The sequence below is a fragment of the Klebsiella sp. GL120222-02 genome (genome assembly GCF_003097195.1).
In the GTDB taxonomy this organism is placed as follows: Bacteria; Pseudomonadota; Gammaproteobacteria; order Enterobacterales; family Enterobacteriaceae; genus Klebsiella; species Klebsiella variicola.
In genome coordinates this window covers 94,266-109,231 of record NZ_QEQO01000008.1, presented here as the reverse complement: position 1 = coordinate 109,231, position 14,966 = coordinate 94,266, and the positions used below count along the sequence as shown (strand labels likewise).

Genomic DNA, 14,966 nt, shown 5'->3' with positions numbered 1-14,966 from the left:
GGACACTGGACGATGGAATTAACTTTTTTAGGAACATCCGCCGGGGTGCCGACCCGTACGCGTAATATGACGTCGATAATACTGAATTTGCAACAGCCGACCCGCGCCGAAATGTGGCTGTTTGACTGCGGTGAAGGGACCCAGCATCAGTTTCTTCGCACGCCCTATCACCCCGGCAAACTGAATAAAATTTTCATCACTCACCTGCACGGCGACCACCTGTTCGGCCTGCCCGGCCTGTTGTGCAGCCGCTCGATGCAGGGGAACTCTCTGCCCCTCACCCTCTACGGGCCAAAAGGGCTCAAAGAGTTTGTTGAGACCGCGCTGCGTCTGAGCGGTTCGTGGACCGACTATCCGCTCACCATCATCGAAGTCGGCCCTGGTCTGGTGTTCGACGAAGAGGGCTATCGGGTCACTGCGTACCCGCTCAGCCATCCGGTGGAGTGCTACGGGTATCGCATTGAGCAGCATGACAAGCCCGGCACCCTCGACGCCGCCCAACTGATTGCCGATGGCGTGCGTCCGGGGCCGCTGTTTCATCAACTCAAGCTCGGCCAGCGCGTTGAGCTGGAAGATGGCCGGGTCATTGACGGCAGCCGCTATCTGGGGCCAGCGACGCCGGGTAAAACGCTGGCCATCTTCGGCGATACCGCCCCCTGCCCGCAGGCGCTGGAGATGGCTCGCGGGGCGGATGTGATGGTCCACGAAACCACCCTTGAGCAGGCGATGGCGGAGAAAGCCAATAGCCGCGGCCACTCCTCGAGCCAGCAGACCGCGGCGCTTGCCAAAGAAGCGGGGGTCGGCACGCTAATCGCTACCCACTTTAGCTCGCGCTACGATGCCGAAGGCTGTCTGAAGATGCTGGCGGAATGCCGGGAGATTTTCGCCAATACGCTATTGGCGGAAGACTTTATGGTCTACAAGATGGCGTAAAATCCGGGCATAAAAAAACCGCCATCCCGGCGGTTTTTTATTTATAGCGCAGATTACATCAGCGGCGTCGCCAGCTGCACGATGCTAATCAGCGGCTGCGGCCAGATACCGAGCACCAGCACCAGCAGGGCGGAGATCAGCACCACGATACCGCCGGCGCTGTACTGCCAGTTCGACGGCGCATCGCGGTTCAGTTGCTCCGGTGCGCTCAGGTACAGGCTGACTGCCACTCGCAGATAGTAGTAGAGACCAATCGCCGAGCCGACAACCACTGCGGCAACCAGCCACCACAGATGCGCATGCACACCGACGGCCAGCACGTAGAACTTACCGATAAAGCCGAGGGTCATCGGAATACCGGCCAGCGACAGCATCATCACCGTCATGACCGCCGACAGAATCGGACGGTGCCAGAACAGGCCGCGGTAGGAGAACAGCGAGTCCGCATCCGGACCGCGGTACGGGCTGGACATCAGGCTGACCACGCCGAACGCGCCGAGGCTGCTGAACAGGTAACCGGCCAGGTAAACGCCCACGGCTTCCATCGACATTTCGCCGCTCTGCAGGGCGATCAGCGCCACCAGCAGATAACCGAGGTGGGAGATGGAAGAGTAGCCGAGCAGACGCTTAATGTTGGTCTGGCTCAGCGCCATCAGGTTACCGAAGATGATAGAGGCGAAGGCGATCAGGCCCAGCACCACGCGTACCGCTTCGCTGTTGCCCACCGGCATGTACAGGAACAGACGCATCACCACGCCGAAGATGGCGATCTTGCTGGCGGTCGCCAGGAAGGTGGAGACCGGCGCAGGCGCGCCCTGGTAAACGTCCGGCGTCCACAGATGGAACGGCACCAGCGACAGTTTAAAGCCAAGACCGACGATCATCAGACCGAGGCCCGCCAGCAGCAGCGGCTCGTGCAGCGTATTGTCCGCCAGGCTTTTACCCAGCGCGAGGAAGGACAGGTTGCCGGAGTTCGCATACACCAGCGCCATACCGAACAGCAGGAAAGACGAGGCTGCAGCGGAGAGGATAGTGTATTTGATGCTCGCTTCCAGCGAACGCTTCTGGCGGAAGGCGTAGCCGACCAGGCCGAACAGCGGTAGCGAAATCAGTTCGATACCGAGGAACAGCGCCGCCAGATGATTCGCACCGGCCAGCAGAATGCCGCCCAGCGCGGCGATCAGCACCAGCAGGTAGAACTCTTCTTTGTTGTCCTTGTAACCCTCAAGCCACGGGTAGGCGAAAGTACAGGTCGCGAGGCTCGCCAGCAGCACCAGCCCTGTGTAGAGCATGGCGTAGCCGTCAACGCGGATCATCGGCGTGACGTCCATCGCCCCGTTCTGACCAACAAACCAGAGCGAGACCAGCGCAGCGTTAAGCCCGAGAACCGACAGCGTGGCATTGAGAAAATGATTGCGTCGCCACGCAATGGAGAGCATCACAACCACCACCGTCAAGCCGACGATCAGCAGCGGTAGCAGTGCGATCAGTTGTTGTGGAGTTATTGTCATGGCGAATTACGGCCTTGTAGTAGAAACAGAATTAACAAACCACTGCTGAATGTTGCTCATCGCAGCATGCGAGGTGTCGAGGATCGGCTGCGGGAAGAAGCCCAACAGCACCAGCAGCACCACCAGCAGCAAGATGATAGACAGTTCACGCAGGGACATCCCCGGCAGCGCTTTCGTCGCGATTTCGCTTTTCGCTTTACCGAAGTAGGCGCGATGCAGCATCGACAGCGAATAAACGGAAGCGAATACCAGACCAAAGGTCGAGATAACGGTGATCACCGGCACCACTTTATAGCTGCCGAACAGGATCATAAATTCGCCGACAAAGTTACCGGTGCCCGGCATCCCCAGGGTGGCGACAGCGAAGAACATCGACATCGCCGGCAGCCATTTAATTTTGCTCCACAAACCGCCCATCTGACGCATATCGCGGGTGTGCAGACGTTCGTACAGCTGGCCGCACAGAATAAACAGACCCGCCGCGGACAGACCGTGGGCGATCATCTGGATCACCGCCCCCTGATAAGCCAGCTGGCTGCCGGTGTAGATAGCAATCAGCACGAAGCCCATGTGGGAAACGGAGGTATAAGCGATCAGACGTTTGATATCGGTCTGGGCGAAGGCCATCCACGCGCCGTAGAAGATACCGATCACGCCCAGCCACATGGCGATGGGCGCAAACTCGGCGGAGGCGTTCGGGAACAGCGGCAGCGCAAAGCGCAGCAGACCGTAGGCCGCGGTTTTCAGCAAGATGCCCGCGAGGTCGACGGAACCGGCAGTTGGCGCCTGGGAGTGGGCGTCCGGCAGCCAGCCGTGCAGCGGTACCACCGGCATTTTCACCGCGAAGGCGATGAAGAAGCCCAGCATCAGCAGGTATTCCACGCCGTGGGACATCGGCGTTTTCAGCAGATCTTCATAGTTGAAGGTCCACACGCCGGTCGCGTTGAAGTGGACGAAGGCCAGCGCCAGAATGGCGATCAGCATCACCAGACCGCTCGCCTGGGTATAAATGAAGAACTTGGTGGCCGCCGTGATACGCGTTTTACCGTCAGAGGCTTTGTGGCCCCACAGCGCGATCAGGAAGTACATCGGCACCAACATCATTTCCCAGAAGAAGAAGAACAGGAACATGTCGATGGCGAGGAACACGCCGATGACGCCGCCCAGGATCCACATCAGGTTGAGGTGGAAGAAGCCCTGGTATTTTTCGATTTCACGCCACGAACAGAGTACCGCCAGCACGCCGAGGAGACCGGTCAGCACCACCATCAGCAGCGACAGGCCGTCGATCGCCAGATGGATGCTAATGCCGAAGCGTGGGATCCACGGCAGCACGAATTCCGACTGCCATTGCGGAATACCCGCGGATTGCGTCAGAGAATAGCCGCCCTGCATCCACAGCTGCAGGCCAAGCGCCAGCGTCAGTCCCATGGTAATCAGCGCGATCCAGCGCGGCACTTTCACGCCAAAGCGTTCGGTCTGCCAGCACAGGAAGCCGCCGATAAAGGGGATTAATATCAACCAAGGCAATAACATGGTGATTTTTATTCCTTATTTAAGTCCGGTTCAGGCTATCTTACTCGTCATAGCGAACGTCGGCTGTGCTCACAATCCTCACGCATTTTAATACGCTCCGGTTGCTCCGCGCAGGCGGTGTCCACTCTGACTTCGCCGATAACGCCTGTCCTTTACGACCTGATTTTCAACGAATTCTCACAGAAAATTCACTTCGGATTGAGGCTTGTTTTGTCGGGTGACGCTAACGCTTGCCCGACCTACGGTCCCGTAGGCCCGGCAAGCACCGCGCCGCCGGGCGAAACAATCCCAATCCTCAAACTCAACGCAATACCATCAGCAGCGCCAGCACCACCACCGCGCCGATGCTCATTGATGCCACATACCAGCGCAGATAACCGTTCTCGCTCACCAGCAGACCTTTGCCTGCGAAGCGGGACAGAATCGCCGGGATATTCATCAACGCATTCAGCGGATCGCTCTTCAGCAGCCAGGCAATCCCGAGGAAAGGTTTCACGAACACCTTGTCGTATAACCAGTCGAAGCCCCAGGCATGGAACCACCAGGTACCGAAGAAGCGGCCAGGCGCGCTGTTGGCGATGGAGGTCACCAGGGTACGTTTACCCAGCCACAACCATGCGGCGATCAGGATGCCGGCAATCGCGATAATCCCGGAGGTAATTTCCAGCGTCATCACGCTGCCGTGCGCAAGCTCAGTGGTCTGCGGCAGTACGCCCTCCAGCGGCGGCACAATCAGCGCGCCAACGAAGGTGGACAGCACCAGCAGAACGATCAGCGGCAGATGATGGGTAATCCCCTTCCCTGCGTGCGCGTGAATTTGCTCTTTACCGTGGAACACGATGAAAATCATACGGAAGGTATACAGCGAGGTCATAAAGGCGCCGACCAGGCCCGCTACCATCAGATTGATATGACCGTTGGCCATCGCGCCAGCCAGAATCTCGTCCTTACTGAAGAAGCCTGCGGTGATAAGCGGCAGAGCGGACAGCGCCGCGCCCCCCACCAGGAAGCAGACATAAACCAGCGGAATGGATTTGCGCAGGCCGCCCATCTTGAAGATGTTCTGTTCATGATGGCAGGCGAGGATCACCGAACCGGACGACAGGAACAGCAGCGCTTTAAAGAACGCGTGCGTCATCAGGTGGAAGATCGCTGCGTCCCATGCCTGCACGCCCAGCGCGAGGAACATGTAGCCAATCTGGCTCATGGTCGAGTAAGCCAGCACACGTTTGATGTCGGTCTGCACCAGCGCGGCGAAGCCCGCCAGCACCAGCGTGATTGCGCCAACGATACCGACCAGATGCAGCACTTCCGGCGTCATCAGGAACAGGCCGTGGGTACGGGCAATCAGGTACACGCCCGCGGTCACCATGGTAGCCGCGTGGATCAGCGCAGAGACCGGCGTTGGGCCCGCCATCGCATCGGCAAGCCACGTTTGCAGCGGCAACTGAGCGGATTTACCGACCGCGCCGCCGAGCAGCATCAGCGTCGCCCACTGCAGCGTGGTGCTGCCGTTTGCGAAGTGCTGCGGCGCCAGCTCAACCATTTCACGGAAGTTCAGGGTGCCCAATTCGTTATAAAGAATGAACAGCGCGAAGGCGAGGAACACGTCGCCGACGCGGGTGACCACGAACGCTTTCATCGCCGCGGCGTTGTTCTTCGGATCGGTGTAATAGAAGCCGATCAGCAGGTACGAACAGAGACCCACGCCTTCCCAACCCAGGTACATCAACAGCAGGTTATCGGCCAGCACCAGAACGACCATGCTGGCGATAAACAGGTTGGTGTAAGCGAAGAAGCGAGAGTAGCCCTCTTCGCCGCGCATGTACCAGGAGGCAAACATGTGGATCAGGAAGCCGACGCCGGTTACCACGGAGAGCATGGTCAGAGACAGGCCATCCAGCACCAGGTTGAAGCCGATGTTGAAATCACCGACCGACATCCAGTTCCACAGCGGTACGCTGACCGCTTGTTTGCCGTTAGCGAAAAAGTCGACGCCAACGTACGCGGTGACCAGCGCCGCCAGGCCTACCGACCCCATGCCAACGGTGGCGGAAAGGTTTTCCGACCAGCGCCCGCGGGAGAAGGCCAGCAGCACAAAGCCAATCAATGGCAAAAGAATGGTTAAGGCAAGCATGTTCATCCACGCAACTCACTTACTGAATCGATGTTCAGGTTCTGGCGGCGACGATGGAGCTGCAGCAGCAGCGCCAGGCCGATACTCGCTTCCGCAGCCGCGAGGCTGATGGCGAGGATATACATTATCTGACCATCTGCCTGGCCCCAGTAGCTACCCGCTACCACAAAGGCCAGCGCGGCGGCGTTAATCATGATTTCCAGGCTAATCAACATAAACAGCAGATTGCGGCGGATCACCAGCCCCGTCAGACCAAGCACAAACAGGATGGCCGCGAGGATCAGTCCATGTGTTAAGGGGATCATGCGTGTTCCTCCGTTTTTCTTTTGTCGCTGTCGTTCACGCGGTTGCTCAGTACCTCACCGGCACGCTCTTCGCGGCCGATGTGGAAGGCGACCACCAGGCCCGCCAGCAGCAGCATGGAGGCCAGCTCCACCGCCAGGACGTACGGCCCAAACAGCGCAATACCCACTTCTTTGGCGTTGATCGCCGCGCCGTCGATACCCTGGTCGTTAATACCCAGGATGGCGTAAACGATAACCACCAGCAGCACTGCGGAAAGGATGGCCGGGCCAATCCAGATCCCCGGCTGCAGCCATTTGCGTTCCTGTTCGATCTCGCTGCCACCCAGGTTGAGCATCATCACCACAAAGACGAACAGCACCATAATGGCCCCGGCGTAGACGATGATTTCCAGCGCACCAGCAAAGTAAGCGCCCAGCGAAAAGAACACCCCGGCAATCGCCAGCAGCGAAATAATCAGGTACAGCAGCGCATGCACCGGATTGGTGTGGGTGACGACCCGCAAGGTTGCGAGGATGGCTATCAGGCCACAGATATAAAAAGCGAATTCCATTGCCCTCTCCTTACGGTAACAGGCTCTTGACGTCGATTGGCTTAGCTTCGTTTTCCGCTTCACCTTTATCTTTGCCGTCGATTGCCATACCCGCCATCCGGTAGAAGTTATATTCCGGGTATTTGCCCGGACCGGAAATCAGCAGATCCTCTTTTTCGTACACCAGATCCTGACGCTTGTATTCACCCAGTTCGAAGTCCGGGGTCAACTGGATCGCCGTGGTCGGGCACGCTTCTTCGCACAGGCCGCAGAAAATGCAGCGTGAGAAGTTGATACGGAAGAACTCCGGATACCAGCGGCCGTCTTTGGTCTCTGCTTTCTGCAGCGAGATACAGCCCACCGGGCAGGCTACCGCACACAGGTTACAGGCAACGCAGCGCTCTGCACCGTCCGGATCGCGGGTCAGCACGATGCGGCCGCGGTAGCGCGGCGGCAGATAGACCGGCTCTTCCGGATACATCCGGGTTTCACGTTTGGCGAAGGCATGCAGGCCAATCATCCAGATACTACGGACCTGGGTGCCGAACCCCACCAATAATTCTTTTAAGGTCATGTTCAATTCACCCCTTATTGCGCCTGCCAGAGAATGACAGCCGCCGTTACCAACAAGTTGACCAGCGTTAACGGCAGGCATACCTTCCAGCCAAAGGACATTACCTGGTCATAGCGCGGACGCGGTAATGATGCGCGGATCAAAATGAACATCATCATGAAGAACGCGGTTTTCAGCGCGAACCAGATGAAAGGTGGTAACCACGGGCCATTCCAGCCGCCGAAGAACAGCGTGACGATCAGCGCTGAAACGGTGACGATACCGATGTATTCACCGACGAAGAACAGACCGAATTTCATGCCGGAATATTCAATGTGGTAACCATCGGCCAGTTCCTGCTCCGCTTCCGGCTGGTCGAACGGGTGACGGTGACACACCGCCACGCCGGCGATGGCGAAAGTGACGAAGCCGAAGAACTGCGGAATGACGTTCCACAGATGCGCCTGGTTGTTGACGATATCGGTCATATTGAATGACCCCGCCTGCGCCACCACGCCCATCAGGGAGAGACCGAGAAACACTTCGTAGCTCAGGGTCTGCGCGGAAGCACGCATCGCCCCCAGCAGCGAGTATTTGTTGTTGCTCGACCAGCCGGCGAACAGCACCGCATAGACCGCCAGGCCTGCCATCATCAGGAAGAACAGGATGCCGATGTTCAGGTCAGCCACCACCCACGTCGGGCTGACCGGCACGATAGCAAAGGCCAGCAGCAGCGAGGTAAAGGCGATAACCGGCGCCAGAGTAAAGATCACGCGATCGGAGAAGCGCGGGATCCAGTCCTCTTTGAAGAACATCTTGATCATGTCGGCGACCAGCTGCAGCGAACCGCCCCAGCCGACGCGGTTAGGTCCGTAGCGGTTCTGGAACAAGCCGAGCAGACGACGCTCGCCGAAGCTCATGAACGCACCGCAGGTGACGACCACCAGCAGAATGACCACGGCCTTCAGGATGCTTAACAGAATGTCGATAAGATCCGGCGTTAACCAGCTCATGCTTTCGCCTCCTGCAGTGAATCAATACGCGATCCTGTCAGCACCGGCGCAATGCCCGGCATGCCCATCGGTAAGCCAACCTGTCCTGCGGTCAGGCCTTCAGAGATAACCAGCGGCAGACGCAGGGTCTGGCCTTCCACGCTAAAGGAGAGCATTGCCCCCGCGTTAACGCCCAGCTTCGCGGCATCCGCCGGATTCAGCTTGATGTACGGCTCAGGCATCCGGCTCTCGAACACCGGCGCGCGCTGTGACAGCTCATCGCTACCAAACAGGTGGTAATACGGCGCGATACGCCATTTGCCCTCTTCCGCCTGGAAGCTGGCCGGCACCGCGGTGAAATACTCCAGCCCGTTGGCGGACGCTTCAAACAGTCGAACACCCGGATCGCCGTGGCGCAGTTTCCCGCCCACTTCATCCTGGAACTTGTTCCATGCCTGCGGGGAGTTCCAGCCCGGCGCCCAGGCGAACGGGATCTGCGAACGCGGGGCGGACGGCTGGTTGTTCCCTTCCATGGAGAAGGCGAACATGGTGTCTTTATCCTGCGGCTGACGCGGCTCGTGCACGCTGATGTTGGCGCGCATCGCCGTGCGGCCGCTGTAGCGGTGTGGTTCACGCGCCAGCTTCTGACCGCGGATGCGGAAGGTCGCATCCGGCGCGGCATCTTTAATGCCCGCCAGCTGCGGCAGCGCGGCAATCGCCGCATCGATGACGTGGTCCAGCTGCGTCCAGTCAACCTGACGGTTGTTGACGGTGCTGTGCAGCGAATGCAGCCAGCGCCAGCTCTCCAGCATCACGGTTTTCGCATCGTAGTAAGCCGGATCGTAAACCTGGAAGAAACGCTGGGCGCGGCCTTCGTTGTTCACCACAGTCCCGTCGCTTTCCGCAAAGCTTGCGGCAGAGAGCACCAGGTGCGCTTTGTCCATAATCGCGGTGCGCTGATGGTCAACCACCATCACCAGCGGGGCTTTCGCCAGCGCAGCGTCAACGCGCGCGGCGGAAGCATGACGGTGAAGGTCGTTTTCCAGCACGATAACCGCGTCGGCGGCGCCGCTTTCCAGTTCGTCCAGCGCCTCTTCAAGCGAGCCGCCGCCGATCATGCCCAGACCGACGCTGTTCACCGCGCGGGCGACCATGGTCACGCCGACGTCGGCGCCGCGGCCTTTCAGGGCTTTTGCGACGTTAGCGGCGGCCTGGATGATCTCCATGCTGCCAGCGTTGGTTCCGGAGATAATCAGTGGTTTTTTCGCTCCGGCCAGCGCCTGGACAATCACGTCAACCTTACCCTTCAGGTCCTGGCTCAGGCCATCAACCGCCGGCGCGCTGTCGTCCAGCGCATGAGCGATGGCGAAGCCCAGACGCGCCTGATCTTCCACCGGCGCGCGGTAGGTCCACGCGGCAATGTCATCCAGGCGGGTGTCATCGATGTTGGTGACGAATAACGGGTGCTTGGCGCGCTGCCCGATGTTGAGGATCGCGGCGATCTGCCAGTCGGCTACTTTCTGCGCCGCTGCCATTTCGCGTGCTTTCCCTTTCACCGCCTGGCGGACTGCCAGGGCCACGCGCGCGCCGGTCTGGGTAATGTCTTCGCCCAGCACCAGTACCGCATCGTAGGATTCGATATCGCGCAGGCTTGGGGTATGGACCCCACCTTCACGCAGCACTTTCAGCATCATCTGCAGGCGCGCTTGTTCGCCTTTGGCGATGCCGGTATAGAAGTTGTCGGCGCCCACCAGCTCACGCAGCGCAAAGTTGCTTTCGATGCTGGCGCGCGGGGAGCCAATACCGATCACTTTCTTCGACTGGCGCAGGATATCTGCCGCGCCCTGCATCGCCTGCTCGGCGTTGAGAGTGATCAGATCGTCGCCGCGGCGCTGCACCGGCTGACGCGGACGGTCTTTCAGGTTGACATAGCCATAGCCGAAGCGACCGCGGTCGCAGAGGAAGTAGCGGTTAACGGTCCCGTTATAGCGGTTTTCGATACGACGCAGCTCGCCATAGCGTTCGCCCGGGCTGATGTTGCAGCCGATGGAACACTGCTGGCAGATGCTCGGCGCAAACTGCATGTCCCACTTACGGTTGTAACGCTCGGAGTGCGTTTTGTCGGTGAAGACGCCGGTCGGGCAGACTTCCACCAGGTTGCCGGAGAACTCGCTTTCCAGGGTGCCATCTTCCGGGCGACCGAAGTAGACGTTGTCGTGCGCGCCATAGACGCCCAGGTCGGTGCCGTCGGCATAATCTTTGTAGTAGCGCACGCAGCGGTAACAGGCGATGCAGCGGTTCATTTCGTGCGAAATAAACGGCCCCAGATCCTGATTGCGGTGGGTACGCTTGGTGAAACGATAGCGGCGGAAACTATGGCCGGTCATCACCGTCATATCCTGCAGGTGGCAGTTGCCCCCTTCTTCACAGACCGGGCAGTCGTGCGGGTGGTTAGTCATCAACCACTCCACCACGCTTTCGCGGAACTGCTTCGCTTCGCCGTCGTCAATAGAAATAAAGGTGCCGTCGGATGCCGGAGTCATACAGGACATCACCAGGCGACCACGCGTGTCTTCCGCGTTCTGATATTGCTTCACCGCACACTGGCGGCAAGCACCGACGCTCCCTAGCGCCGGGTGCCAGCAAAAGTAGGGAATATCAAGACCAAGAGAGAGACAAGCCTCTAGCAGGTTGTCCGCCCCGTTGACCTCGTATTCTTTGCCGTCTACATGAATCGTAGCCATTTGCGTGCTTCCAAAAATAAAAAACCTTTGATTACCAGCGCGTCTTAAGCAGGTTCGGCTGAATCCCGTTGATTGCATGGGTATTGCTGAACTGCTGCTTAATGCCAGCCTCGAATTCTTCGCGGAAATATTTAATCGCGCTCTGTAGCGGTTCGACCGCACCCGGCGCGTGCGCGCAGAAGGTTTTACCCGGGCCCAGGAATCGACACAGTTGCTCAAGCGTTTCGATATCGCCAGGCTGGCCTTCGCCGCGCTCCAGGGCACGCAGGATCTTCACGCTCCACGGCAGACCATCACGGCACGGCGTACACCAGCCGCAGGACTCGCGGGCAAAGAACTCTTCGAGGTTACGCACCAGCGAGACCATATTGATCTCATGGTCAACGGCCATCGCCAGCGAGGTGCCCAGACGGCTGCCCGCTTTACCAATGCTTTCGAACTCCATCGGCAGGTCAAGATGCGCTTCGGTCAGGAAGTCGGTCCCTGCCCCACCCGGCTGCCAGGCTTTAAACTTCAGGCCATCGCGCATGCCGCCGGCGTAATCTTCGAGGATCTCACGCGCGGTGGTGCCGAACGGCAGCTCCCAGACGCCCGGATTCTTCACCCGGCCGGAGAAGCCCATCAGCTTGGTGCCAGCATCTTTGCTGGTGGAAATGTTCTGGTACCACTCGACGCCGTTGGCGAGGATCGCCGGCACGTTGCACAGGGTTTCCACGTTGTTGACGCAAGTCGGCTTGCCCCACACGCCGGAGCTCGCCGGGAACGGCGGCTTGGAGCGCGGGTTAGCACGCCGGCCTTCCAGGGAGTTGATCAGCGCCGTCTCTTCACCGCAGATATAGCGCCCTGCCCCGGTGTGGACAAACAGTTCGAAGTCAAACCCGGTGCCAAGGATGTTTTTCCCCAACAGGCCCGCTTCAGTGGCTTCGGCAATCGCACGACGCAGATGCTGGGCCGCTTCGATATATTCGCCGCGCAGGAAGATGTAGCCGCGGTACGCTTTCAGCGCAAACGCGGAGATCAGCATGCCTTCCACCAGCAGGTGCGGCAGCTGCTCCATCAGCAGACGGTCTTTATAGGTGCCCGGCTCCATTTCATCGGCGTTACACAGCAGGTAACGGATGTTCATGGATTCGTCTTTCGGCATCAGGCTCCACTTCAGACCCGTGGAGAAGCCCGCGCCGCCGCGCCCTTTCAGGCCAGCGTCTTTTACCGCCGTGACAATCTCATCCGGCGCCATCCCGGTCAGGGCTTTACGTGCCCCTTCGTAACCGTTTTTGCTGCGATATTCGTCCAGCCATACCGGCTGCTTGTCGTCGCGCAGACGCCAGGTGAGCGGATGCGTTTCCGCAGTACGAATTACGGTTTTCATTTGTACTGCTCCAGCAGGTCAGGAATTGCCTCCGGCGTCAGATGACTGTGAGTATCCTCATCAATCATCATGGTCGGTCCCTTGTCGCAGTTGCCCAGGCAACAGGTCGGCAGCAGCGTGAAGCGGCCATCGAAGGTGGTCTGCCCTGGCTTGATATTGAGCTTCTTCTCAATCGCAGCCTGAATACCCTGATAGCCGGTAATGTGGCACACCACGCTGTCGCAGTAGCGGATCACGTGACGGCCAACCGGCTGACGGAAAATCTGGCTGTAAAATGTTGCCACGCCTTCGACGTCGCTGGCCGGGATCCCCAGCACATCAGCGATCGCATAGATCGCCCCATCCGGCACCCAGCCACGCTGTTTTTGGACAATTTTCAGCGCTTCGATGGACGCCGCACGCGGGTCTTCGTAGTGGTGCTTCTCGTGCTCAATAGCCTCACGCTCAGCCGCACTCAGCTCAAAAGCCTCGGTTTGTGGTTGTTGATTCTCGTGCATAATTAGCGGTCCACGTCTGACATAACAAAATCGATACTACCCAGATAGACGATCAGGTCGGATACCAGGCTGCCGCGGATCGCCGACGGGATCTGCTGCAGATGCGCAAAGCTCGGCGTACGCACGCGGGTACGGTAGCTCATGGTGCTGCCGTCGCTGGTCAGGTAGTAACTGTTAATCCCTTTGGTCGCCTCAATCATCTGGAAGGATTCGTTGGCCGGCATCACCGGGCCCCACGATACCTGCAGGAAGTGGGTGATCAGGGTTTCGATATGCTGCAGCGTGCGCTCTTTCGGCGGCGGCGTGGTCAGCGGGTGATCCGCTTTGAACGGGCCTTCCGGCATGTTGTCGAGGCACTGCTGAAGAATGCGCAGGCTCTGGCGCAGCTCTTCGACTTTCAGCATCACGCGGGTGTAGCAGTCAGAGACGCCGCCCCCGGTCGGGACTTCGAAGTCGAAGTTTTCATAGCCAGAATAAGGACGCCATTTACGCACGTCGAAGCCGATACCGGTGGCGCGCAGGCCTGCGCCGGTGGTGCCCCACTCCAGCGCCTCTTTGGCGGTATAGGCTGCCACGCCGACGGAACGGCCTTTCAGAATAGTGTTGCGCAGCGCGGCTTTCTCGTAAGAATCCAGACGCTTCGGCATCCACTCGAGGAATTCCCGCAGCAGGCGATCCCAGCCACGCGGCAGATCGTGCGCGACACCGCCGATGCGGAACCACGCCGGGTGCATACGGAACCCGGTAATCGCTTCCACCAGATCGTAAATTTTCTGCCGATCGGTAAAGGCGAAGAAGACCGGCGTCATCGCGCCGACGTCCTGAATAAAGGTCGAGATATACAGCAGGTGGCTGTTGATGCGGAACAGTTCGGAGAGCATCACGCGGATCACATTCACGCGATCCGGCACGGTGATCCCGGCCAGTTTTTCCACCGCCAGCACGTACGGCATCTCGTTGACGCAGCCGCCGAGGTATTCAATACGGTCGGTATACGGGATGTAGCTGTGCCAGGACTGACGCTCGCCCATCTTCTCGGCGCCGCGGTGGTGATAACCGATGTCCGGTACGCAGTCGACGATCTCTTCGCCATCCAGCTGCAGAATAATACGGAATGCACCGTGGGCCGACGGGTGGTTCGGACCGAGGTTGAGGAACATGAAGTCCTCGTTGTCGGTGCTGCGCTTCATGCCCCACTCTTCCGGTTTGAAGGTCAACGCTTCCATCTCCAGATCCTGCTTGGCTTTGGTCAGCTCAAACGGATCGAATTCGGTAGCGCGCGCCGGATAGTCTTTACGCAGCGGGTGGCCTTCCCAGGTCGGCGGCATCATGATACGGCGCAGGTTCGGGTGGCCATCGAAGGTCATGCCAAACATTTCCCAGGTTTCACGCTCATACCAGTTGGCGTTGGGGAACAGTTTGGTGAAAGTCGGCAGATGCAGATCATTTTCAGACAGCGCCACCTTGAGCATGATGTCGCGGTTGCGGTCGATAGAAATCAGATGATAGAAAACGGAAAAATCCGCGGCGGGCAGGCCATCGCGGTGGGTGCGCAGACGTTCGTCCATGCCGTGCAGGTCAAACAACATCACGTAAGGCTTCGGCAATTTCTTCAGGAAATCACCCACCTCAAGCAGTTGCTCACGCTTCACCCACACCACCGGTACGCCGGTGCGGGTTGGCTGAACGGTAAAGGCATCCGGCCCAAAGCGGTTGCGCAGTTCGCCGATCACCGGGTCATCAAGGTGATCGCGGGTTTGCCAGGCTGGTGCGGCGTCATGCGCGGTTAAATCGGTCATATTGTTCACCATTGCAAAAGGTCCGTGGTGACTGCCGGGCGAGACTTCGCGTTGTTGTAG

Annotated in this window: 12 protein-coding genes; 1 reads left to right on the top strand and 11 read right to left on the bottom strand. The window is 59.1% G+C overall.

Features of this window, described 5'->3' with window-relative positions:
* Positions 1-12: 12 nt before the first annotated feature.
* Positions 13-933, top strand: coding sequence for a ribonuclease Z (gene rnz / locus N438_RS21615; protein ID WP_012967513.1), 921 nt, complete (start codon positions 13-15; stop codon positions 931-933).
* A gap of 53 nt (positions 934-986) precedes the next feature.
* Here rnz and nuoN read toward each other — a convergent pair whose 3' ends face one another.
* The 11 genes from nuoN to nuoC form a co-directional block, all read right to left on the bottom strand.
* Entirely contained in the window at positions 987-2,444 is a 1,458-nt protein-coding gene (nuoN, locus tag N438_RS21610) for an NADH-quinone oxidoreductase subunit NuoN (protein ID WP_008803951.1), read from the bottom strand.
* Between the two features lie 6 nt (positions 2,445-2,450).
* Positions 2,451-3,980 carry an NADH-quinone oxidoreductase subunit M gene (nuoM, locus tag N438_RS21605; protein ID WP_039102398.1) on the bottom strand — a complete coding sequence of 510 codons (1,530 nt, stop codon included), beginning with the start codon at positions 3,978-3,980 and terminating at the stop codon, positions 2,451-2,453.
* 301 nt (positions 3,981-4,281) lie between these two features.
* Positions 4,282-6,123, bottom strand: a complete 1,842-nt coding sequence (nuoL, locus tag N438_RS21600) for an NADH-quinone oxidoreductase subunit L (RefSeq protein ID WP_049162180.1) — start codon at positions 6,121-6,123, stop codon at positions 4,282-4,284.
* Entirely contained in the window at positions 6,120-6,422 is a 303-nt protein-coding gene (gene nuoK, locus N438_RS21595) for an NADH-quinone oxidoreductase subunit NuoK (RefSeq protein WP_002913148.1), read from the bottom strand. The genes nuoL and nuoK overlap by 4 nt, the downstream gene beginning before the upstream one ends.
* The gene (gene nuoJ / locus N438_RS21590) at positions 6,419-6,973 is read right to left on the bottom strand and encodes an NADH-quinone oxidoreductase subunit J (protein WP_004201743.1); all 555 of its coding nucleotides are present in this window, start codon (positions 6,971-6,973) and stop codon (positions 6,419-6,421) included. The genes nuoK and nuoJ overlap by 4 nt, the downstream gene beginning before the upstream one ends.
* A gap of 10 nt (positions 6,974-6,983) precedes the next feature.
* Positions 6,984-7,526 (bottom strand): NADH-quinone oxidoreductase subunit NuoI, encoded by a 543-nt coding sequence (gene nuoI, locus N438_RS21585; protein ID WP_008803948.1) that lies wholly within the window; start codon positions 7,524-7,526, stop codon positions 6,984-6,986.
* 14 nt (positions 7,527-7,540) lie between these two features.
* Positions 7,541-8,518, bottom strand: a complete 978-nt coding sequence (gene nuoH / locus N438_RS21580; RefSeq protein WP_002913156.1) for an NADH-quinone oxidoreductase subunit NuoH — start codon at positions 8,516-8,518, stop codon at positions 7,541-7,543.
* Complete coding sequence (gene nuoG / locus N438_RS21575) at positions 8,515-11,241, bottom strand: NADH-quinone oxidoreductase subunit NuoG (RefSeq protein ID WP_008803947.1); 2,727 nt, start codon at positions 11,239-11,241, stop codon at positions 8,515-8,517. Before nuoG ends, nuoH begins: the two co-directional genes overlap by 4 nt.
* 31 nt (positions 11,242-11,272) lie before the next feature.
* Complete coding sequence (gene nuoF, locus N438_RS21570; protein ID WP_002913158.1) at positions 11,273-12,610, bottom strand: NADH-quinone oxidoreductase subunit NuoF; 1,338 nt, start codon at positions 12,608-12,610, stop codon at positions 11,273-11,275.
* On the bottom strand, positions 12,607-13,107 hold the full coding sequence (gene nuoE, locus N438_RS21565; protein WP_002913160.1) for an NADH-quinone oxidoreductase subunit NuoE: 501 nt from the start codon (positions 13,105-13,107) through the stop codon (positions 12,607-12,609). Before nuoE ends, nuoF begins: the two co-directional genes overlap by 4 nt.
* Positions 13,108-13,109: 2 nt before the next feature.
* Complete coding sequence (gene nuoC, locus N438_RS21560) at positions 13,110-14,918, bottom strand: NADH-quinone oxidoreductase subunit C/D (protein WP_008803946.1); 1,809 nt, start codon at positions 14,916-14,918, stop codon at positions 13,110-13,112.
* Between the last annotated feature and the right edge of the window lie 48 nt (positions 14,919-14,966).

Coding starts and splice junctions, on each gene's coding strand:
- nuoG (WP_008803947.1), bottom strand. CDS start 11,241: ATGGCTACGATTCATGTAGACGGCAAAGAATACGAGGTCAACGGGGCG.
- nuoJ (WP_004201743.1), bottom strand. CDS start 6,973: ATGGAATTCGCTTTTTATATCTGTGGCCTGATAGCCATCCTCGCAACC.
- nuoH (WP_002913156.1), bottom strand. CDS start 8,518: ATGAGCTGGTTAACGCCGGATCTTATCGACATTCTGTTAAGCATCCTG.
- nuoK (WP_002913148.1), bottom strand. CDS start 6,422: ATGATCCCCTTAACACATGGACTGATCCTCGCGGCCATCCTGTTTGTG.
- nuoL (WP_049162180.1), bottom strand. CDS start 6,123: ATGAACATGCTTGCCTTAACCATTCTTTTGCCATTGATTGGCTTTGTG.
- nuoI (WP_008803948.1), bottom strand. CDS start 7,526: ATGACCTTAAAAGAATTATTGGTGGGGTTCGGCACCCAGGTCCGTAGT.
- nuoF (WP_002913158.1), bottom strand. CDS start 12,610: ATGAAAACCGTAATTCGTACTGCGGAAACGCATCCGCTCACCTGGCGT.
- nuoE (WP_002913160.1), bottom strand. CDS start 13,107: ATGCACGAGAATCAACAACCACAAACCGAGGCTTTTGAGCTGAGTGCG.
- nuoC (WP_008803946.1), bottom strand. CDS start 14,918: ATGGTGAACAATATGACCGATTTAACCGCGCATGACGCCGCACCAGCC.
- nuoN (WP_008803951.1), bottom strand. CDS start 2,444: ATGACAATAACTCCACAACAACTGATCGCACTGCTACCGCTGCTGATC.
- rnz (WP_012967513.1), top strand. CDS start 13: ATGGAATTAACTTTTTTAGGAACATCCGCCGGGGTGCCGACCCGTACG.
- nuoM (WP_039102398.1), bottom strand. CDS start 3,980: ATGTTATTGCCTTGGTTGATATTAATCCCCTTTATCGGCGGCTTCCTG.